This window comes from Chitinophaga sp. YR627, assembly GCF_900114995.1.
GTDB lineage: Bacteria > Bacteroidota > Bacteroidia > Chitinophagales > Chitinophagaceae > Chitinophaga.
Genome location: NZ_FOUX01000003.1, coordinates 1,076,397 through 1,097,599, shown reverse-complemented (window position 1 = coordinate 1,097,599; position 21,203 = coordinate 1,076,397). Strand labels below are relative to the sequence as shown.

The following is a 21,203-nucleotide window of genomic DNA, read 5'->3' as shown; positions in this document are numbered from 1 at the left end:
TTTACAGATGATAAATTATGCAGGTAAAGGTAGTCCGCCGACAGCAAACCTGTTTGTAAAAAAACGACAAAATCAGATCACAGTAGGAGCCACACCAGTGTACTTTTTGATATCATTTGTCAGATGTGCATGATCATAGTAACCACAGTTCAATGCAATAGACAGGAGGCTTTCTTCCTGTTTGTTGTGCTTTATCTGCGAAAGCGCAAAACGAAAGCGTACGATATTCGTAAACTCCTTCGGACTGACGCCAATGTAACGCTGGAAATTCCTTTCCAGTTGCCGTGTTGTAATATGATTTCTTGAAGCAAGCGCTGGTATCGCAACCTGTCCTTTCGAGCGCTCAATGTCTTTTATAATTTCGCCAAGACTATGTTTAGGCGGCTGCAAACGCTCCAGAAAGAAGCGGTTGAGATAAGCTAAAAAATGTTGTGCTGTTTTATGCAGATCAGGGGACAGTGCTGCCTCAAACTCGATAGTCTCATCCGTTATTTCGCTCAGCGCCGCAAAGCGATAAAATGTAGAGAAACCGGCAGGTTTGAAACGAATCCCAACCAGTTTATTATCCGGATTAACAAACGACGTCCTGTAAGTCGTCATCGTCCCTACAAGATACGCCTTCCCTGCCCCCATTGCCAATTCTCCACTCTTTGACCGGTAATCATCCTTCAGATTAAGTATCAGATCAACACAACCATCCGGCAGTATACCTGATTGGATATACTGTGCCTGGTGACCTTCAACGATCCAATAGGCATCGATGTAATCAGCCAGCGCAGGATGAGGTTTAAATTGACGATAGCTCATTTGATCAGTTTTAGGATGCACACTCATTGAATGCATCAACAACCATACTCAAATATAGCTTTTCCCCATCTATAATACACTGGTCTGCCACTTATACCGGAGTAAAGGTGGACTTGATACGGATCTGACACAAATCTGCATCAGCACCCCGTCCCCCAAGCTGCATATTATTTAATGATAGTCAATTAGATAGTCCATATTTCAAAGAACATATGCTTATCTCCTCTCAATACCCTGTCCACAAGCCAAACACCAAAGAGACAAACAATAATATATCAGATAATAAGTGTCTAAATAATATACCTGATACACACAAACTATACAGCTAAACAAGGCCTCACAGTAAGTTTCAAACACTCCTCATCCACCACAGCGCACAATTGATGCGGCGGGTTTGAGAAGGAGCTGTCGGGCCTTAGCCCTTCGCCAGGCCTCATACGCTTGACAAAGGTTTAATAATCCCCCAAAGCCAACCACGCCTGACAACGCCCAATAGCAATCCCGGCGGAGGGCGTCAGCCCGATAGCCCTTCTCAAACCCATAGCGACATATCACCGCCACAAGAAAGCACAAATCGCCCTCCATGCACATTGAGATATTGCACTACCAAATGATGTTAAACAAGCTTAAAAGAAACTGGTAAGAACACTTACCCAGGGAACAGGATTAACCACTGATTACACTACAAATTTACAAAAAAACCAGGGAAAAGGTATGCGGGAAATACTGATTTTGGGGCTTACATCCGGCTAAAATTTCCGTTTAGATATTTGTTATCCTACGTTAATCTTACGTTCCTGAACGTAGGATTAACGTAGGATAATAAATATCTAAACGGCATCTATCTAACAAAGGTTACTATTTCTTTTCAATGAAAATACCCCCGGATTTAACTTAAGTGAAAAAATAACCCTGCATTTCCCCGGACCTTTGATGCAAAGCTACTTACCGCCGGATACTGATATCATCTGGCGGTGAAGGAATGTTCTCTCCTTAGTACTATATATCTTACAATGGAAACTACTGAAAATTCACTAATTGAATATGGATCCAGGCGGATCATCATTACCGTCGTGGCAGTGGTGTGCGCAATGCTTGAGCTGATCGATACTACCATCGTCAATGTAGCACTCAATGACCTTCGCGGAAACTTAGGCGCGACGGTCAACGAAATTGGATGGGTCATCACGGCTTATTCACTGGCAAATGTGATTATCGTGCCTATGACCAGCTGGCTTTCCCAGCAATTTGGACGGCGGAATTACTTCGCTGTATCCATTCTCGTTTTCACCATTTGTTCCGTCTTATGCGGCAGTGCGACCAATATCTGGCAAATCATGCTATACCGTTTCATCCAGGGATTGGGTGGCGGCGCCTTACTGGTAACGTCACAAACGATCATAGCTGAAAGCTGGCCATCTGAAAAAAGAGCCGTTGCGCAGGGTATCTATACATTGGGCCTCATTATCGGACCTACCATCGGACCAACTCTGGGCGGCTACCTAATAGATCATTACTCATGGCCGCTGATCTTTTACATCAATGTGCCAATTGGTATTATCGCAACCGTATTGTCCCTTCAATATGTCAGGAGTCCGCGTTACGAACAAAAACGGCCCGCCAGCGAAGTGGACTGGCTGGGTATTATATTGCTGACCGTTGGTGTATCCTCCCTGCAATATGTACTCGAAAAAGGCCAGGAAGACGACTGGTTTAGTAGCAAACTCATTATCATACTGACCGTGGCAGCCGTATTTGGTATTATCTGCTTCATCTGGCGGCAATTAAATTACCGTTATCCGGTCGTGGAATTACGTGTACTTAGAAATACCAATTTAAGAATTGGAGCGATCCTTACATTTTTAATAGGTTTCGGCTTATTCGGTACGACATTCGTGCTTCCTTTATATACTCAGAGCCTTCTAGGATGGAGCGCCTTCCAGTCAGGCATATTACTCCTGCCAGGAACGCTGTTTGTGGCGGTTGTAGTGGTAATCGTATCTCGGCTTATTCAGCGTGGTGTTTCCTCCAAATACCTGATCGTTGCAGGCATGATCACCTTTTTTATCTATGGGTACTGGTCTTATCATTTGCTGACCCTGCAAACAGGAAGTTCTAATTTATATGCGGTGTTATTCGTCAGGGGACTTGGTCTAGGTTTGCTGTATGTACCGGTAACCAATATGTCTCTTTCAACACTGGAAGGAAAAGAGATTGCACAAGGCGCAGCGCTTACCGGTATGCTCCGTCAACTCGGTGGCGCATTTGGTGTCGCGCTGATCTCGACCTTTATCGCACGGGAATCTCAACAACATCGTGTGACACTCATCAGCCATTTAAATGCAGATGATCCGACCGTGCAGCAGCGGCTGTCGCAACTGATTGCCCGTTTTCAACAACGGGGATATGACTTTTTAACTGCCAAACAAAATGCATATGCTGTCTTAGAAAATACAGTGCAGCGACAATCCACCTTACTTTCCTATATGGATGTATTTTTATGGGTAGGCTATTTGTTTTTAGTGAGCGTGCCTTTGGTGCTGATTTTTGTAAAAGAGTCGCAACGGAAGACGCATCTGGTTGAAACGGCAGGGCATTGATTGGGTTTCAGTATATTGTTCCATTGATAAACATTTATAATAACACACGCCTATACTAAACAGGCGTGTGTTATTATGTCAAATCGCATTGCATATTTCAGCTCAATGGTAAATTAAAAACTGCGCTTCAGGTCTTCTGACTTTAGGGAGCTGAACATACATGTCATCAGCAGCCCGGTACCCCACTGGCAGCAGTACCGTCGCTGTCAGATTTTCCTCACCAAGATGCAGGATCCTGTCGAATTCCTTTACATCAAATCCTTCCATCGGACAACTGTCTATCCCCATCTCAGCGGCAACACTTACTGCTACGCCCAGACCGATATAAGCTTGCTTTTGCGCCCAGTTCAACATCACCTCACCGTGGGATCTCAGCCTGATCCCATCCATAATCATAGATTCCCAACCGGCCAGGGTCTCACGTTCCACACCACGGGTAGTAGCCATCAGATCAATATTGTCCTTCACAAAGGTCTCGTCGATCCGCGTTTCAGCAGCAAATAGCAATACATGAGAAGCCTCCAGCAACTGCGGCTGATTCCAGGCAGCTGAAGCGAGTTGCTGACGTATCGTTTCATCCGTTATGACCAGCAGGCGATAATGCTGTAGCCCATAAGATGAAGGAGCTAAGCGAATGGCTTCTGTTAACAGATGCAGCTGACGTTCAGGAATACGTCTGGCAGGATCGAATTTCTTTGTGGCATACCGCCAATGAAATTTATCTAATATGAACATAACATGTTGTTATTAATTACCAGACAAATTTCCGAACGGAAGCAATGGTTTGAAATAGCCATATCAAAGGGCTTTATACGATTTTCAAAGATGAAAACAACACACGTAATTTGACAGTCTGGTAACGGACCAAAATAAGGAACTGATTAACTTTACATTATGTCACATTCAAATTCGCACAACAATTCAATTATTCAGCTTGCTGACATCAATGAAATGTTCGTAAGCGGAGAGTTCGATAATGAGGGAAGAGACATTCAGGTGTATAACCGGGAAAACAACAGCTGTATTAAAAATTTAAAACCCAACAGGCGCAGCTTTTACCAGATTATTTTCTTCAACTCCGGCTCCGGTTTATTTACACTTGGACTCAATGAGTACAAGATCAAACAGCCATCAATAGCTTTCGTAAATCCTCATGAGATCATTTCCTGGGAAAACACGGGTAAGGAATCGACCGGCCATATTTGTTTATTCAGGAAATCTTTCCTGGACGATCATCCGGCGTTATCGTTTATTATGAATAAATACAGATTGTTTAACGATAATTCGAAAAGCGTAATATCACTACCGCCGGATGATGTTGAACAGGTAAATGAATTATTCAATAAAATGCATAAGGAAGCTGCACTTCCGGGGCCACAGTCGGGAGATACATTACAGGCTTATATACAGCTTATTATTGTTGCCGGCACACGTTCCGGTATCCAGCCCGATTCGACTACGCTTAGCAACGAGTTCAGACATGTATACGATTTTTTCCAACTACTGGAGCATGAGACTGCTGGGCTTAGCTACGATAATCCCGTTAAGCTAAAATCTGCACATGAATTTGCAGCACGATTAGCGATCCATCCTAATTATCTGAATGCTTTGTCGAAGAAATATACCGGCGAAACTGTGAGCGCGCATATCAGGAATCGTCTTTTAGAAGAAAGCAAAATATTACTGAAACGAACTGACTGGACACTTGAACATATCGCTTTTGCTATAGGCTTTACGGCCCAACCAGGCTTTAGCCAGTTCTTCAAGAACAACACAGGCATCACTCCGGCTGACTACCGGAAAAAGGTTACAACGGAGATGTACATCAGCAATGGTTGATGGAAGAGAGATAACCTTGCAGATAAGAGTGCCTGATGATCATGAAAAGAAGTAATGGGGCTGTTGATGCTAAAAAAAATCAGGCTTTCAGATGTTGATCTAAAAGCCTGATTTTTAATCTGTGGAGAATACCGGAGTCGAACCGGTGACCTCTTGCATGCCATGCAAGCGCTCTAGCCAACTGAGCTAATTCCCCTGCTGAATGGTGTGCAAATGTATAATTTTTCCTGAAATCAGCAAATATTCCCTATAATAATTCCAATTTCTGCCTCAAAACCTATTTTTGCCGCCAATACGACTCTATATGCCCGAAAAAACAGCTCACACAGAAAAGAACAAACTGGGGTTATTAACCAGCACCTCTCTGATCGTCGGTAACATGATCGGCGCTGGTATATTCCTGGCGCCAGCCGCCTTATCTTCCTTTGGCAGCGTCAGTCTGCTGGGATGGGTGATTTCTGCGATCGGCTGTTTTTTCCTGGTAAAGGTCTTTAGTAATCTGAGCCGGATCGTTCCTAATGTTACCGGCGGACCATACGCTTATACCCGGAGGGGCTTTGGTGATTATATGGGCTTTTCTATTGCCTGGGGGTATTACATTGCGGTGGCTTGTGCGAATGCGGCGATTACCGTGGGCTTTGTAAGCGCACTGAGTACTTTTATACCGTTGTTATCTACCAGTACACTGGCGGCGGCGTCAACCGGACTGGCTTCTATCTGGCTGCTGACCTGGATCAACAATGCCGGCGTAAGGGTATCGGGCAGGGTACAGCTGATCACGACTATCCTCAAACTGATACCGCTGATCGCGGTTGCTTTCTGTGGATTGTTCTTCATCCGGTTCGACAACTTCCCTCCTTTCAATAACAGCAACATGTCACTTTTTGAAGTCATTTCACAGACGGTGACCTTCACCATGTTTGCCTTTGTGGGCATTGAGTCAGCTACAGTACCGGCAGATAAGGTAGCCAACCCACAGCGGACCATTCCCCGTGCGACGATGCTGGGGCTGATCATTGTTACAATTGTATATGTACTGGGAACAGTAAGTGTAATGGGTATCATTCCACCCGCACAGTTACAAAACAGTCTGACGCCTTTTGCAGATGCCGCGGTGATCATGTGGGGACCCGGCGCCCGTTTCCTGGTAAGCGCAGGTGTCGCTATTGCGGCATTTGGGGCTTTAAATGGATGGATCCTGATCCAGGGACAGTTGCCCTACGCGATCGCAAAAGACAACCTTTTTCCGCGCATATTTGGCAGGGAGAATAAGAAAGGTGTGCCTTATGTAGGTATGTTCTTCAGCAGCATACTGATCTCTGTATTTATGATCATGAACTACAACAAGGGGCTGGTAGACCAGTTTAAATTTCTTGTACTACTCTCTACTCTCTCTGTATTAATACCTTATCTGTTTTCAACAGCATCTTACTTTGTATTACGTACGAGTAAACAACTGACACGCAGTGAATGGGTACAATGTATACTACTCTTTACTATTTCCTTTGGATATGTATTCTGGGCAATTGCCAGCGCCGGACAAAAAACCATCTTTTACGGATTCCTTTTACAAATGACAGGCATTCCGTTATACCTCTGGATGAAGGCAAAAAATGAAAATACAGCCAAAAGCGATCTGTAAAATACACCCGACTCCGTTACCGGAAACACACACAAATAGCTGACCTTAAAATCAGCTTAAACAAGGCTTAAAAACAACTTAAAACGAATCACCCGAAAGTCTTGCTCCTGCTACATTACAGACAGGTATACTCACTGCTGAAATGAGTGGTTTTCGAGAAATTCGTCGTCCAATAACACCCATTTCAGCGACAGACTTCCTGATCCGGCAGATTATTTTCCGGGAACGTTGCCGGTCAACTTATCTTCCGCGCTTATTCACTTCAGGGAGCATATCGTAATCGTAAATCTGTCAATCAAAATCTAAATAATTTGTTAACATAACTACTGCCGTTATGTGAGTTTTTTTTGAGTATTTCGAACTTTAAATCCAATTAGTACATGCTATTAAAAAAATGCCTGTCAGCCATCCTCGGGCTGATCAGCTTACCTATGCTACTACTTGCCCAGGAGACTACCTCCGAGATCCACGGGCAGGTGAAAGATGGGCAAACGGGGGTTCCCGGAGCTGTCGTTATCGCACTACACAATCCCACCGGCACAAAGTACATGACGACCACCCGTAAGGATGGACGTTATAACGTACCAAACGTCCGCGTCGGAGGACCGTACACCATTTCTGTATCCTACATCGGATACAAAGATCAAAAGATCGAGAACGTTACCCTCTCCCTGGGACAGGAGTATTCCGGTGACTTCAACATCGTACCTGACACAAAACAACTGAGTGAAGTTGTGATCAAATCAGGTAAACAGGACAAAACATTTAATAACGGCCGTACAGGCGCACAGGAGATCATCAGTCGTGACCAGCTGGAAAAGCTGCCTACCATTAACAGGTCAGCACAGGACTTCACCAAACTGGAACCAACTTCTGTGAGCACTGCCGGCGGACAAAGTTTTGGTGGTCGCAGCAACCAGTATAACAACTTTACTGTGGATGGTGCGAACTTCAACAACTCCTTCGGTCTGTCAGGTACACTCGGTGGTCAGGCAGGTGCACAGCCGATCTCTCTGGACGCGATCGATCAGATCCAGGTGAACGTTGCGCCTTATGACGTACGTCAGGGTGGATTCTCCGGCGCAGGTGTCAACACCGTAACAAAGAGCGGTTCCAACACTTTCAGAGGAACGGTTTACACCTACTTCAAAAATGAAGGCACACAGGGTTACAAAGTAGAGAACGCAGTTGTTCCTAAAACTGACCTCTCTTTCAACATCCGTGGTGCGTCACTGGGTGGTTACATCGTTAAGAACAAAGTGTTCTTCTTCGTGAACGCTGAGTCTTCCCGTCAGACAACGCCTGCTACCAGCTGGACACCTTCCAGCGCTGGCAATGCACCAAGCAACGGTGGTGGTGTTTCCAACGCAAACGCTGATACACTGGCTGCCCTGGCTAATTTCCTGAAAACTAACTATGGCTATGATCCAGGTGCTTACTCCGGTTACTCTTTCAAAACAAACAGTGACAAGATCACTGCGAAAGTAGACTGGAACATCAATAGCAACCATACACTGACACTGAAATACAACCGACTGAAATCATTCTCTGACCAGTTTGCAAGTACCAGCAGACCCGCAGGCGTTACAGGTGGTCAGCCAGGTTTTAACTCAATGCCATTCTATGGTAGCGGTTATGTGATCAATAACAACTTCAACATCTTTATTGCGGAACTGAACAGCCGTTTTGGTAATTCATCTTCCAATAAATTCCAGGTTGGTTATACCGCACTCCGCGATTTCCGTTCTTCTCACTCCAACTCCAGCACGTTCCCGCTGGTGGATATCCTGAACAACGGTAACATCTACACTACTTTCGGTTATGAGCCTTACACCTACAATAACGTACTGAATACCGACGTATTCCAGATCTCTGATATCTTCACCTTCTACAAAGGTGCGCACGAGATCACTGTTGGTACACAGGACTATTACAGGAAGTATAAGAACGCATTTGCTCCTGGTTACCAGGGTGCTTACCAGTTCGCCAGCCTGACCGATTTCTATAACAGCGCAAAGAACGGCGACCTGAATGCAAAGAGCTACTATCTGCAATACTCTGCATTACCTGATGGTTCTTTCCCATGGGCTTATGCAGGTTCAACTGAATTAGGCTTCTTCGCACAGGACAAATGGAGAGCTTCTGACAAGTTCACCCTGACCTATGGTCTGCGTCTCGATATGACTATCTACAAACAGGATTTCGAAGACAACCCACAGTTCAACGCACTCAAATTCAAAGACGGCAAAAGCTACGATATCGGAAAAGCTCCGGGCAATGCACTGCTGATCTCTCCGCGTATTGGCTTTAACTGGAACATCCTGGATGATAAATCCTTACAGGTTAGAGGTGGTTTAGGTATCTTCTCTGGTCCTCCTCCATTTGTATGGATCAGCAACCAGGCGAGCAACAACGGGGTTCAGTGGGGTTCCTTCACCAAAAGCGGTTTAGCATTTGATGCAGATCCTACCAAGTATATTCCTGCTGAGCTGTCTGCCAATAAAAACTATGCAGTAGCGCTGACCGACAAAAATTTCAAATATCCATCTGTACTGAAATCAAGTATAGCGGTTGATAAAAAACTGCCAGGTGACTGGGTATTCACAGTAGAAGGTACTTATTCAAAAGATATCAACGCTGTATACTTCCAGAACATCAACCTGAATGAAACAAACGGGTTTGCACTTAGCAATGGTGGCGATCACAGAGACCGTTACCTGACATCTGTTGCCAACAGCAACAAGTATTATTATGCAGGTACCGGCCTGGATAATCCTAACATCGGTAACGCGATCCTGATGAGCAACACTAACAAGGGTTACTCTTACAACGTTACTGGTCGTATCCAGAAAACTTACAAAAACCTGTATGTAAGCGTTGCTTATACACATGGTGATGCACGCAATGCTGCTGAAACAGGTAGCACCGCTTCTTCCCTGTGGAGTGCACGTGGTGTAAGTACAGATCCGAACGGTGAGAACCTTGCGTATGCTTCCTACAGACTGCCTAACCGCATTATCGCAATGGCATCTTACAAAGTATCTTATGCTAAATACTTCTCTACCTCATTTGGTCTGATCTATGAAGCAGCACCTGCTGGTGTTACTTCTTATACCTACAATGGTGACCTGAATGGTGATGGCTTCAACAATGACCTGATGTACATCCCTAAAAACGATAAAGACATCAACCTGATCAACGTTGGTTCTTACAATGCCACCACACACACAGGTTCTACCACCGGTACAGCTGCTGACCCAAGAACTGCAGCGCAGACCTGGACACAGCTGAATAACTTCATTAACCAGAGCGGTTACCTGTCTTCACACCGTGGAGAGGTTGCAAAAGCAAACGCTGTTACACTGCCATTCTTCAAGAAAGCTGACGTAAACGTTACAGAAGATATCTCTATGAAGACTGGTAAGACGCGTCACACACTGCGCTTATCCCTGGATATCATTAACGTGGGCAACCTGCTAAACAAAAACTGGGGTATCGTAAAAGCAGCGACAGTAACCAACCCGCTGAAATTTGAAGGTCTGGCGGCAGATGGTACTACACCACTGTTCTCCTTCCCTTACGCAGATCCAGGCAACCAGGTACACCAGACCAACAGCTTTGCAAACAATACAGCGATCATTTCCCGCTGGCAGATGCAGTTCGGTATCAGATACCTGTTTAACTAACTCTTGTTTTCTATCCTATACAAAAAGGGCAGTCCGCGAATAGCGTGACTGCCCTTTTTTATAATATAAGCGTAGCTGTATTACCAGCCAATACCATAATCTTCTCCATGATTACTGCTACCACCCCATAAAGAGCCATGTGCAGTATCCAGGAATATCGCATTCACCGGACCACTTGTACGTTCACTGTAACTTGTTGTATAACCCATCTTCTTCAATATCGTCCTGGTAGCTTCCGGTGTATTATTGTTCAGCAGAATACTGCCCGGATGCGGCATACGCTCTTTAACAGAAGTTCCACCCAGGGACAGCCAGAGCTGATTGGTATTGATATTCGCAGCTTCTGTCGCCTGCTGTACCGTCATACCAAATTCCACCATATTCAGGAAAAACTGCAGCAGGTTCTGGTCCTGTGTATCACCGCCCTGTACTGCGAAAGAAAGATATGGTTTGCCGTCTTTCAGCGCCATGGAAGGCGTCAAGGTCACACGTGGACGTTTGCCGGGAGCAATGACATTAAAAGGGCATAAAGCACTATCAAGCACAAAACTCTGTAAACGCTGACTCATACCAACGCCTGTGTGTCCGGCAATACAGGCAGGCGTCCATCCGCCACTTGGCGTGATCGATACCACCCAGCCATCTTTGTCCGCTGCTTCCACACTGGTCGTACCTCTCCATAAGCGATCCATATAAGCACTGTCAACATCATTTGCCGCATACATTTCTTCAGAAGCAGGCGTATTAAGGATGCCGGCAGCATCATGTTTCGGTACAAAACCAGCTGGTTTCTTCTCCGCAGCAGTATCCGTCAGTGCCTGGTGTTGCTGCATCAATTGCAGATAAGGATTGCTTTTACCTTCAAAAGGATAAGGATCGCCCGGTAATGGGTTCGGATCATTGTGATCAGGGTTGATCATTTTTGCCCTTTCTTTTGCATAGGCTTTACTCAATAATCCGTTGATCGGTGTTTTAGGCATGAAATAAGGATCGCCGTAATAGAAATCCCTGTCCGCAAAAGTCAGGTTCATCGTCTGATACAGCGTATGGATATATTGCGGAGAGTTATAACCCATTCCCTTCAGGTCAAAGTTCTCCAGGATATTCAGGCTTTGCAGCAACATCGGTCCCTGTGTCCAGGACTGGAGTTTATATACTTCGATCCCTTTATAGTTGACATGCAGTGGCTCTTCCTCGATTGGTTTCCAGCGGGCCAGGTCCTGTTCTGTGATCAGACCACCCTGTTCCTGACAGCCACGCACAAATTCCTTCGCGATATCTCCTTTATAGAATCTGTCATAAGCAGCCATGATCGCCTCCTTACGGGATTTCTTCTTTTTCAGTGCCTCCTGTTCTGCTTCAACCATTTTGGTCAGTGTAGCCAGCAGCTCCTTTTGTACGAAGATCTCTCCTGCTTCCGGCGCTTCCCTTTTTTCGCCCGGATGGGTCAGGAAAACAGCTTTGCTGTAAGGCCATTGTTTCAGACGGTCTTTAGCTCTCTCCATGCTGTTGGCCGTCTGGGCTTCAATCGGATAACCAGCAGCCATTTCCATAGCAGGCGCCAGTACCTCTTTCAGGCTAAGGGTGCCGTATTCTGCCAGCATATAGCAAAGACCACCCGGTGTACCAGGCGTCACTGCTGCCAGAGGACCATATTCCGGCGGGAAACTATAGCCCTTGCCCTTGAAAAATTCCGGTGTCGCACCTGTAGGCGCAACGCCCAGAGCGTTGATGGCAATGACTTTCTTTGTTTTCGGATTGAAAATAAGCGCCTGTGTCTCTCCTCCCCAGCTTAATACGTCCCACATGGTACAGGTAGCAGCCAGCATCGCGCACGCGGCGTCTACGGCGTTCCCCCCTTTCTGGAAGATCATGGAACCTGCTGTGGCAGCCAATGGTTTACCTGTCACAGCCATCCAGTGACGTCCGTGTAATGGCGGTTTCTGGGTTTGCTGCGCCTGCATGGTCACCCCCAGGGAAAGTAGGGCGGCAAGAAAAAATAGATGTTTCATAAAATAATATGCTGTTTAGAGGTGTTATTATCCAGGAACTGACAAATTAGCAAAATCACAGGTATACTTCTAAAATATGGGATGAACTTTGCACCGCTTTACGTGTTATAGTAAGGGTGCCTACGCAAATGTACATTAGTTCTAACCCGGCACTTATTCCACGACATACAAAAATCTGTCTTTATGAACGCAACAAGATTCTGGGAAATCATTGAAACGGCGTGGACAACAGATAGAGATTTATATAATTTGAGAAAAACAGCGCTTACGACCAATGATCCCTCCTTAATCAGGTATCTTGGAAACATTGTTTCCACAGAAATTACAGACCATATCCAGCAACAGCTTATTTATCTGGATGAACGGGAATTAACGAAATTTAATCACGTCATGGAAGAAAAGCTCTTCCATATTGACCGTGAAGAGATCCATGAACGCATTGGCGGTACAGATGACGGCTTCCTGCACCGAAGGTGCTTCATCGTCGGCATGGGTGAACAATATTATGACATGGTGGATGAAAATCCGGCTGTGGCCACTATGAATGTCTCTTCCGGAGAGATCGGCTTTATTGGCTACAGTGTGTATCAGGACAAATTCGGGGAAGAATTTGAGAGATATTGTCTTCACTGTATTGAGTCAGGCTCTAATTCAAGGGGCTGGTAACAAAAAGGGGCTACATAAAGATGCAGCCCCTTTTTTAGTTGCAATGTTTACTAATCCTCCGCTGCAGCAGTTCCTACAGGTGCTGCCTCCAGACTCGTCACCAGATTCAGGTGCTGGATATTCTTCTCCTTAAAAGTTTCCATTACGCTTTTGACCTTTGGATAAGGTGTCGCATTATCAGCCTTGATACAATACTTCAATGCTTTCAGACTCGCTCCCTGCGCGGATTGCGCATATTCTATCCAGACAGCCAGCTCATTATTCGCGGTATCGACTGGTATACCGGTCTCACCTGCATACTTGCGTCTGTCGGAAGTTTTCAGACCAAGATATTCTTTCAGATGGTGCAGATCAGTGCCCACACTTGCCCCCAATATGTAGGCATTTATCTCCTTTTCAGACAGACCCAGCTTAAACTGTGTGTTAATATCTTCAATTAGTTGTTTTCTTTTGGGTTGTCCATCCATCTCAAAAAATACGCGTCCGGACTTATCTATACTCACCAGTATGACATCGGAATCAGGGAGGAGCTTTGTGTTGATGGAAGATGGCGTAACGATTGCCACCGGTTCATCCGGCTTGAAACTGGTGGTCATAATAAAGAAGTTAAGCAACAGAAACACAACGTCACACATGGCCGTCATATCAACAGCAGTAGACTTCCGGGCCATTTTTATCTTTGGCATAGCAGCTAAATTTAGACGACAAAATTCAGCTTTGCAGCAGGCGCTGGAAAGGCGTATTTGCTCCTTTCTGCTATCTATCTGGTCCTAGATGGATTGTTGTTGCCGGAAACTGGCGGGACTAACACCGGTATGTTTAGTGAAGTATTTGATGAAATGCGTTGTTTGTGAAAAGCCCAGCTCAAAACCAATTTCCTTTACGGTCATAATTGTAAAAGCGAGCAAACGTTTGGCTGCGATCAATACATGATCATCTATCAGTTGTTTTGGTGATTTACCGCTCACATTACCTGTTGCCTGATTCAACCGCTTCTCTGTGATACGCATGAGTTCCGCATATCCGGCGACGGTCTTCATTGTCTTATAATGCTTTTCTATCAGAACGGTATAGCGTTGTACGTACTGTATATCGGGCCCTTTTATATGATTGAATGCATTGGTAGCAGTATATTCTCTACCGGAAAGGACCAGAAAATTCTGCAACAGATTTCTGAGGTACATTCTGCTGAATTCATCTTTGGGTTTACGTAATTCAGCCATCATCGTTTCTATCAATACCTTGTAGGTTGCAATATCCTGGAGATCTATTTGTCCGCTGCCGCTGAACAGAGGATGTTGATGTAACAGCACCAGATCATGCTCATCCCGGCAAACGAAATCTTCCGTAAAATTAATAACGATGCCCTCATAGCGGGCGTCGGGATCGAAGGTATGTACACTGCCCTTACCTACAAAAAAAGTAGTGTATGGACGAATGGTAACGGGAGAGAAATCTATCGCATGATGTGCAATGGCGGTAAAAAATATCAGTACCTGGTAATTATTTGTTCTCAGTGGCTGGGACAACAACTCATAGTGCTGTTCGTGGAGTTCCTCCATGGTAAATATTTCCAGCCCGATGCTGTCCTCCTGCAAAAACGTATTGTTGATCGTCTGATGCTTTTTCTGCCCTTTCATTATCCGCTGATAGTTCTCTCCCGAAAAGATAATACATCTTCGTCACATGTAGAATTGCTCGGAAATGATCTTTCCATCCTTCACTTCGTATACGCACAACTCTTCCATGTTCATCCTGTCCTGTCCCTTCATGGTCATATCCATTTTGAGGACAACGGCAAATGAAGAACCGGCGATCAATGGTGCAGAGAGTTCAACACCATGCATCGCTTCTGTCATAGACATAAACTTTTGTCCTTTCTCAAAGATCTTATCAAGACCTTTGGTTTCCTTTTCGAATTCAGGTGTTGCATATGGCTCTATGCTGACAGCATCTTTAGCAAACAGTTCCTTTTGTGCAGCTTCGAAGTCGCCTTTTTTACAGAGCTCAACGAGGCGGTTAGCGATTTCTTGTGTAGTCATGACAATGGTGGATTTTTGGAGTGTCCTCTAATTTAAATCAAATTCGCGGAAAGTTATTGCTGTGCTGCCCAAACATCGTTATATTCACAATAGTATCAACCATACCTGTAAATAACGTAGCATATGCAGTCATCCACTCCCCGTATTGCATCTATAGATATTCTGCGTGGCATTGTAATGATCATCATGGCGCTTGATCATACCCGCGATTTCTTCCACAATACAGCGATGACTGCTGATCCCCTGGATGTTGATACGACGACTCCCTGGTTATTCTTCACACGATGGATCACGCATTATTGCGCACCGACATTTGTATTTCTGTCTGGTATGTCAGCTTACTTATCTTCTCAAAGAAAAACACCGGTGGAAGCGAGTACATTTCTTTTAAAAAGAGGATTATGGCTGATCATTGCTGAGTTGGTGATCGTCACACTCGGACTTACCTTCAATCCGCTTTACAATGTCTTTATTTTACAGGTGATCTGGGCGATCGGTCTGAGTATGGTGATACTTGGACTACTGATGCGGACTTCCTTTAAAGTGATACTGATAACAGGACTGGTACTCTTCTTCGGACATAATATCCTGGACTATTTCAATCTGCCGGGCAATCTCTGGAAACTATTCTTTACTTCATTCGGCACTGTGATCCCTATTGGAGGTAATCGTTTCATATTCGCGTTCTATGCGGTATTACCATGGACCAGCGCCATGCTGCTTGGTTATTGTGCAGGTTACTATTTCAAAAGCAATATCCCTGCGGAAACGCGCAGGCGTTTTCTGCTGATGACAGGCAGTGCTGCTATCCTGTTGTTCATTGTATTGAGAGCTATCAACAGGTATGGTAATCCTACGCCATGGGAGGCACAGAAAAACGGATTTGATACTTTACTCGAGTTTATTGATGTCAGTAAATATCCCCCTTCACTGGACTTTCATTGTATGACACTGGGACCGGCATTACTGGCCCTGGCAGCACTGGAAAAAGTAAAAGGGCGCTGGCAGGAAATTGCAAAAGTGTATGGCAGTGTACCCTTCTTCTATTATGTACTTCATTTCTATCTGTTACACTTGCTGTTAGTGGCTGCCTTCTTCCTGAGCGGTTACACCACAAAGGATATTGTTGATCCGAATATCCCTTTCTTATTCCGTCCGGCAGATTTCGGTTATTCATTACCGGTAGTATATCTGATATGGATGGCAGTTGTTGCGATACTTTATAAGCCATGTAAATGGTTCCGGGAATACCGGAAAACGCACAGCCAGTGGTGGCTGAAGTATATTTAGCAGCCAATTCATCTGAAGTTTCATCGCAGTACCGGGACATACATTTGGGAAGTAGCCAAAATTATTACAACCAGAATTTATTACAGTCACCGGTTAAATGCCTGAACATGACCTCCAGCTTATATCCCCCGGCACTGCATTTCGGCATCCCCGAAGCGATGCAGCCACATGTCCGGACATCAGAGAGCCTGCCGGAAAGATATCAGCAATACCGGATCGCACAAGCCACTGAAACAACGTATGCAGAAGCACCCTTTGGCAGTTACATCACACAACAGATCAGCGAGCCCGACTGGGTAATCAGCTGGCAGCACTGTTTCGTGAAAGAAAAAGTAAGACTGCGCCCTTCCGTTGCACAACCAATGCTGGCGATGTATTGCATCCTGCAGGGCAATATTTCCTGCCGCCTGCAGGGAAAGGGCAAACTAATGCTGATAGAAAAGGAATTTGGTATCTATTACATTCCTGATCATTCTGACAACACAGCGGACCTGCGACCCGGTTATTATGAGATGATATGTATCTCTTTCTCTCCCGCTTTCCTGCGGCAATTCATTGCCCATCATCCTTCTTTTGAAGAGATCTTTCAGCTGCAACAGCGGCAGGCCCGCCGTGCCTCTATGTTGCCTGCTATCCGTATGGAAGTTTCCGATCTTAAAGTATTGCTGGAAATGCGGCAATCGCCAGCTGCAGCTGAAGCACTGAAGCCATATATTGATACGAGGCTTCATGAGCTGCTGACCCTTTACTTCAGTGCCCTTACGCCCAAATACCTGCAAAACAGTGACCAGGCACAAAAGCTGCGGCAGATCTGTGTGTATATTCAGGAGCACTATCACCATCATCTCAGTATTTCTGAACTGAGCAAGCAGGCTGGCATGCACATCAACACTTTTGAAAGAGCTTTTAAAGAACTGCTCAGCGTATCACCCAGAGGCTATATAGAGCACCTGCGCATGAAAAAAGCCGCTTCTTTGCTGGCGCAAACATCCCTTAGCATTAAAGAAATCAGTATCAGCAGCGGGTATCGGGGCGCTAATTATTTCACAGCTGTATTCCGCAAGCGTTATCGTTGTTCTCCGAGAGAATTTCGGAAAAACCACTTAACTTGACGGAAAATGCTGCATAGATGGACGCACAACTAACGGACAGGCTTATTCAGATCAGGAGACAGATTCACACACAACCTGAATTAGGGTACGAAGAAGAAAATACATCCCGCCTTGTACAACAGGAATTAGACAGACTGGGAATAGATTATATTTCAAATGTTGCCGGCACAGGCGTTATCGCCACACTGACACGCGGACAAGGTCCCTGTGTAGCTATCCGTGCAGATATGGACGCCCTTCCTATGCAGGAAGAGACCGGACTACCATTTTCCTCTTCGGTAAGTGGGAAAATGCATGCCTGCGGACATGATATTCATACCGCCATGCTGATTGGCGCTGCTGCCTTACTGAAAGACATGGATTTCAGTGGTTCCATCAAATTCCTTTTTCAGCCTTCTGAAGAAGGACCCGCCAATGATCCGGAAAAGAAAAGCGGCGCCCGGAAATTTGTGGAAGCAGGTCATCTCGATGATGTACAGGCGGCACTGGGATTACATGTAGATCCGTCTTTACCGGTCGGACAAATATCCTATGCCCTTGGTCCGGCACTCGCATGTACCGGGTTCTTCACGATCGAGGTAAGAGGAAAGGCAGCCCATGCCGGCGCTTCTCCACAGCTGGGAATAGATGCCGTATTGATTGCATCGCAACTGGTACAATCCGCCCAGGCCATCGTATCCAGACAAACCCCTCCGATGGAAACCGCTGTACTGTCATTTACCAAGATCAACGGTGGCGTTGCCCCTAATGTGATTGCTGACAAAGTCGTACTGGAAGGTACCATCCGTGCCCTGAACCTGGATATTTACAATGGTGTGGTGACACATCTGCAGCAGATCATTGACGGCCTGCAACTTATTCATCAGACGGAGATCATATTTGATCTTTATTTTACTATACCCAGTGTACTCAACAATAAAGATGTGCACCGGCAGCTGCTGGGCAGTCTGACCGACGTATTTGGCGAGGCCAATACACTAGAGAAAGTGCCGTTACTGGCAGGGGAAGATTTCTGTTATTATTCCCGTAAGGTGCCCTCTATGTTTTATTTGCTAGGGGCGCAGGACCCGGCTTCTCCGGACTATTATCTGCACCATCCGAAGGTCATCTTTAATGAGGCTTGTATTCCTTTCGGTTCGTCTATTCTCGCAAAAGGAGCTGTTGCATTACTGGAGGGCTTCCGGTAATTGTCGTAACTTTGCGCCTTTATCAGAAATCTCAGGGAATGGAACAGAAACACTTAGGAAAGGGAGATACAGCATTTATGGCGGCCTGCGCGGGATTAATCGTTGCCAACATCTACTACTGCCAGCCGCTGATCGTATTAATGGCCAAAGAATGGGGATTACATGAAAGTATCGCAGGAAGGGTGACCTATCTGACACAGATCGGTTATGCCATGGGCCTGCTGTTACTGGTACCCCTGGGAGATATCCTTGAACGCCGTAAACAGATACTTTTCGGGACAGGCGCTGCTATTGTCGCCCTGCTGATGGCGGCTACCGCACAAAATTTCATCATTCTACAGATAGCGAGCGTATTGATCGGGGTCTGCAGTATTATACCGCAGCTAATCCTGCCATTGGGCGCAACCCTGGCAGCAGATCATAAACGTGGCAGTACGATCGGCGTCATTATGGCCGGTTTGCTGGTAGGCATACTGGCTTCCCGCAGTCTTAGTGGTGCAATCGGCTCATTATACGGCTGGAGAGCCATGTATTACATCGCAGCCGGTGTTTGTGCTGTGCTGATGGTACTGATGCGGCTCCGTTTTCCGGTGAGCCGGTCATCCTTCAATGGTAATTATGGGCAGTTGATGAAGTCTGTCGCCCATTATGCCATGACACAACCATTATTAAGACAGGCAGCTGTTACCAATGCACTCTCTTTTGCTGTGCTGAGCGCCTTCTGGGTAACCATGGTATTATTCCTCTCTGCAGCCCCTTTTGGATATAAGAGCTTTGAGATAGGACTGTTCGGACTGGCAGGGGCCGCGGGTGCACTGGCTGCACCACTGGTAGGAAAGATCAGTGACGGACGCGATCCCCGTAACAATATTATTATAGGACTGGTATGTGAGTTACTGAGCTTTATCGGCTTTTACTTTACCGGTAGCGGCATTTTCCTGCTCCTGGCAGGTATCATCATCCTCGATGTAGGCCATCAGGCGGTGCAGGTAACGAACCAGACCATTATATATTCAATTCTTCCGGAAGCCAGAAACCGTTTCAATACGGTCTTCATGACATCTACATTTATAGGAGGTGCAACAGGTTCCGCTATGGGGTTGTTCCTCTGGAATGTTGGCCACTGGCCGGCAGTATGTCTGGGTTGCAGTGCCATTATTACTGTCAACATCCTGCTTTTCTTCAGAAATAAGGCGAAAGCAGCGGGCAGTGCAGCAGTAGAAATGGCGTTACAGAAAATTTAAAGCGGCCACTGCGTCCGGCGTTTCTGTGAAAGCGCTTATCTTCGGTACACAACTGTTATGACCACGTTAAACGACACAAAACCGTGTACCGATGCGTAATTTCATGATCATTGAGGCCCCGTCTAACCTGGGTTTGAAGGAACCTGGTCCAGGTGTGGAACCCGGTGTGCGTTTTCTTCCGGAAGCACTACGCCGGAATGGCTTTGCCAGCGAAGCTGGTATTACCCATGTTATCAATGTTCCTGCTCCACCTTATACGATGGACATAGACCCGGACAGTCAGATCCGGAATGCCGATGCTATCTGTGCCTATAGCCAGTTGCTGGCAGAAAGGGTTTGCGAAGCGGTTCAGAAAGATATTATCCCTATTGTTATTGGTGGCGACTGCAGTATCCTGATAGGTACTGCCCTGGGGTTGAAGTGTACCGGTGGCAGCTATGGTCTGTTTTCAATGGATGGACATCATGATTATATGCTCCCTTTCCATTCCGGCACTGCCGGAGCCGCAGGTATGGGACTGGCGATCGTATCCGGCAACGGGCATCCCAAGTTGTGTGATATTCACTCATTGCGTCCATATATAATGGAGCAGCACATTTATGCTTATGGCAACCGGGAGCTGGACGAGGAATATGTACAGATCATCCGGGACAGCCAGGTCCATTATTATGACCTGCCATCTATCCGGGCACGCGGGATACATGCCATAACGACGGAATTCCTGACGATGATGGGGCATACGGGGCTGGACGGGTTCTGGATCCACCTGGATGTGGATGTACTGGACAATGATGTCATGCCTTGTGTGGATAGTCCGGAGGAGGGCGGTCTCTCCTACCTGGAACTGGAGGAAACCCTGACGCCATTAGTTAACTCGGGGTATTTCAAGGGGATGCATATTACGATCCTTGACCCGACCCTGGACCCTGACAACCGTTATACACGGACTTTTTCGGAGCGGCTGGCCCATCTGTTAAGACCCGTTGTAGAAGGACTGACAGTGACTTAAAAATTCTGTTGGGTCTGATTTTTTTTATTCATAAAAAAACATACCTTCGCAGTCCTTTTCCCAGTAT

At 45.9% G+C, this 21,203-nt stretch carries 16 protein-coding genes and 1 tRNA gene; 10 read left to right on the top strand and 7 right to left on the bottom strand.

The window, feature by feature from the left end:
• Nucleotides 1-72: 72 nt before the first annotated feature.
• A complete protein-coding gene (locus tag BMZ72_RS20060; RefSeq protein WP_177222855.1) occupies nucleotides 73-807 on the bottom strand; it encodes a helix-turn-helix domain-containing protein in 735 nt (244 codons plus the stop codon).
• A gap of 1,013 nt (nucleotides 808-1,820) precedes the next feature.
• Here BMZ72_RS20060 and BMZ72_RS20050 point away from each other — a divergent pair.
• A complete protein-coding gene (locus BMZ72_RS20050; protein ID WP_089811471.1) occupies nucleotides 1,821-3,407 on the top strand; it encodes a DHA2 family efflux MFS transporter permease subunit in 1,587 nt (528 codons plus the stop codon).
• A 102-nt stretch (nucleotides 3,408-3,509) separates the two neighbouring features.
• Here BMZ72_RS20050 and BMZ72_RS20045 read toward each other — a convergent pair whose 3' ends face one another.
• Nucleotides 3,510-4,142: an NAD(P)H-dependent oxidoreductase gene (locus BMZ72_RS20045; protein ID WP_089811469.1), complete on the bottom strand. Its 633-nt coding sequence runs from the start codon at nucleotides 4,140-4,142 to the stop codon at nucleotides 3,510-3,512.
• 159 nt (nucleotides 4,143-4,301) lie between these two features.
• Between BMZ72_RS20045 and BMZ72_RS20040 the strand changes: the two genes are divergently transcribed.
• The gene (locus BMZ72_RS20040) at nucleotides 4,302-5,246 is read left to right on the top strand and encodes an AraC family transcriptional regulator (RefSeq protein ID WP_089811467.1); all 945 of its coding nucleotides are present in this window, start codon (nucleotides 4,302-4,304) and stop codon (nucleotides 5,244-5,246) included.
• A gap of 122 nt (nucleotides 5,247-5,368) precedes the next feature.
• On the opposite strand, the gene BMZ72_RS20035 is transcribed toward BMZ72_RS20040, so the two are convergent.
• A tRNA-Ala gene (locus BMZ72_RS20035) sits at nucleotides 5,369-5,442 on the bottom strand.
• A gap of 108 nt (nucleotides 5,443-5,550) precedes the next feature.
• On the opposite strand from BMZ72_RS20035, the gene BMZ72_RS20030 reads away from it, so the two are divergent.
• Nucleotides 5,551-6,888, top strand: coding sequence for an amino acid permease (locus BMZ72_RS20030; protein WP_089811465.1), 1,338 nt, complete (start codon nucleotides 5,551-5,553; stop codon nucleotides 6,886-6,888).
• Between the two features lie 380 nt (nucleotides 6,889-7,268).
• Nucleotides 7,269-10,574: a TonB-dependent receptor gene (locus BMZ72_RS20025; protein ID WP_089811463.1), complete on the top strand. Its 3,306-nt coding sequence runs from the start codon at nucleotides 7,269-7,271 to the stop codon at nucleotides 10,572-10,574.
• An 80-nt stretch (nucleotides 10,575-10,654) separates the two neighbouring features.
• On the opposite strand, the gene BMZ72_RS20020 is transcribed toward BMZ72_RS20025, so the two are convergent.
• Nucleotides 10,655-12,586: a gamma-glutamyltransferase family protein gene (locus BMZ72_RS20020; RefSeq protein ID WP_089811461.1), complete on the bottom strand. Its 1,932-nt coding sequence runs from the start codon at nucleotides 12,584-12,586 to the stop codon at nucleotides 10,655-10,657.
• Between the two features lie 183 nt (nucleotides 12,587-12,769).
• Between BMZ72_RS20020 and BMZ72_RS20015 the strand changes: the two genes are divergently transcribed.
• The gene (locus BMZ72_RS20015; RefSeq protein ID WP_089811459.1) at nucleotides 12,770-13,252 is read left to right on the top strand and encodes a DUF4240 domain-containing protein; all 483 of its coding nucleotides are present in this window, start codon (nucleotides 12,770-12,772) and stop codon (nucleotides 13,250-13,252) included.
• A gap of 50 nt (nucleotides 13,253-13,302) precedes the next feature.
• On the opposite strand, the gene BMZ72_RS20010 is transcribed toward BMZ72_RS20015, so the two are convergent.
• From BMZ72_RS20010 to BMZ72_RS20000, 3 genes are all read right to left on the bottom strand, one after another.
• The gene (locus BMZ72_RS20010) at nucleotides 13,303-13,938 is read right to left on the bottom strand and encodes an ExbD/TolR family protein (RefSeq protein WP_089811457.1); all 636 of its coding nucleotides are present in this window, start codon (nucleotides 13,936-13,938) and stop codon (nucleotides 13,303-13,305) included.
• Between the two features lie 84 nt (nucleotides 13,939-14,022).
• Nucleotides 14,023-14,892, bottom strand: coding sequence for an AraC family transcriptional regulator (locus tag BMZ72_RS20005; RefSeq protein ID WP_089811455.1), 870 nt, complete (start codon nucleotides 14,890-14,892; stop codon nucleotides 14,023-14,025).
• A gap of 42 nt (nucleotides 14,893-14,934) precedes the next feature.
• On the bottom strand, nucleotides 14,935-15,294 hold the full coding sequence (locus BMZ72_RS20000) for a nuclear transport factor 2 family protein (protein ID WP_089811453.1): 360 nt from the start codon (nucleotides 15,292-15,294) through the stop codon (nucleotides 14,935-14,937).
• A 123-nt stretch (nucleotides 15,295-15,417) separates the two neighbouring features.
• Between BMZ72_RS20000 and BMZ72_RS19995 the strand changes: the two genes are divergently transcribed.
• The 5 genes from BMZ72_RS19995 (at nucleotide 15,418) to BMZ72_RS19975 (ending at nucleotide 21,136) form a co-directional block, all read left to right on the top strand.
• Complete coding sequence (locus BMZ72_RS19995; RefSeq protein ID WP_089811452.1) at nucleotides 15,418-16,584, top strand: acetyltransferase domain-containing protein; 1,167 nt, start codon at nucleotides 15,418-15,420, stop codon at nucleotides 16,582-16,584.
• A gap of 107 nt (nucleotides 16,585-16,691) precedes the next feature.
• Complete coding sequence (locus tag BMZ72_RS19990) at nucleotides 16,692-17,696, top strand: helix-turn-helix domain-containing protein (protein ID WP_177222854.1); 1,005 nt, start codon at nucleotides 16,692-16,694, stop codon at nucleotides 17,694-17,696.
• Nucleotides 17,697-17,713: 17 nt separating this feature from the next.
• A complete protein-coding gene (locus tag BMZ72_RS19985) occupies nucleotides 17,714-18,883 on the top strand; it encodes a M20 metallopeptidase family protein (RefSeq protein ID WP_089811448.1) in 1,170 nt (389 codons plus the stop codon).
• A 38-nt stretch (nucleotides 18,884-18,921) separates the two neighbouring features.
• Entirely contained in the window at nucleotides 18,922-20,127 is a 1,206-nt protein-coding gene (locus tag BMZ72_RS19980) for an MFS transporter (RefSeq protein WP_177222853.1), read from the top strand.
• Between the two features lie 91 nt (nucleotides 20,128-20,218).
• On the top strand, nucleotides 20,219-21,136 hold the full coding sequence (locus tag BMZ72_RS19975; RefSeq protein WP_089811445.1) for an arginase family protein: 918 nt from the start codon (nucleotides 20,219-20,221) through the stop codon (nucleotides 21,134-21,136).
• Nucleotides 21,137-21,203 lie beyond the last annotated feature (67 nt).

Coding starts and splice junctions, on each gene's coding strand:
- BMZ72_RS20030 (WP_089811465.1), top strand. CDS start 5,551: ATGCCCGAAAAAACAGCTCACACAGAAAAGAACAAACTGGGGTTATTA.
- BMZ72_RS19985 (WP_089811448.1), top strand. CDS start 17,714: ATGGACGCACAACTAACGGACAGGCTTATTCAGATCAGGAGACAGATT.
- BMZ72_RS20025 (WP_089811463.1), top strand. CDS start 7,269: ATGCTATTAAAAAAATGCCTGTCAGCCATCCTCGGGCTGATCAGCTTA.
- BMZ72_RS19990 (WP_177222854.1), top strand. CDS start 16,692: ATGACCTCCAGCTTATATCCCCCGGCACTGCATTTCGGCATCCCCGAA.
- BMZ72_RS19980 (WP_177222853.1), top strand. CDS start 18,922: ATGGAACAGAAACACTTAGGAAAGGGAGATACAGCATTTATGGCGGCC.
- BMZ72_RS20000 (WP_089811453.1), bottom strand. CDS start 15,294: ATGACTACACAAGAAATCGCTAACCGCCTCGTTGAGCTCTGTAAAAAA.
- BMZ72_RS19995 (WP_089811452.1), top strand. CDS start 15,418: ATGCAGTCATCCACTCCCCGTATTGCATCTATAGATATTCTGCGTGGC.
- BMZ72_RS20050 (WP_089811471.1), top strand. CDS start 1,821: ATGGAAACTACTGAAAATTCACTAATTGAATATGGATCCAGGCGGATC.
- BMZ72_RS20045 (WP_089811469.1), bottom strand. CDS start 4,142: ATGTTCATATTAGATAAATTTCATTGGCGGTATGCCACAAAGAAATTC.
- BMZ72_RS20010 (WP_089811457.1), bottom strand. CDS start 13,938: ATGCCAAAGATAAAAATGGCCCGGAAGTCTACTGCTGTTGATATGACG.
- BMZ72_RS20020 (WP_089811461.1), bottom strand. CDS start 12,586: ATGAAACATCTATTTTTTCTTGCCGCCCTACTTTCCCTGGGGGTGACC.
- BMZ72_RS20040 (WP_089811467.1), top strand. CDS start 4,302: ATGTCACATTCAAATTCGCACAACAATTCAATTATTCAGCTTGCTGAC.
- BMZ72_RS20005 (WP_089811455.1), bottom strand. CDS start 14,892: ATGAAAGGGCAGAAAAAGCATCAGACGATCAACAATACGTTTTTGCAG.
- BMZ72_RS20060 (WP_177222855.1), bottom strand. CDS start 807: ATGAGCTATCGTCAATTTAAACCTCATCCTGCGCTGGCTGATTACATC.
- BMZ72_RS20015 (WP_089811459.1), top strand. CDS start 12,770: ATGAACGCAACAAGATTCTGGGAAATCATTGAAACGGCGTGGACAACA.
- BMZ72_RS19975 (WP_089811445.1), top strand. CDS start 20,219: ATGCGTAATTTCATGATCATTGAGGCCCCGTCTAACCTGGGTTTGAAG.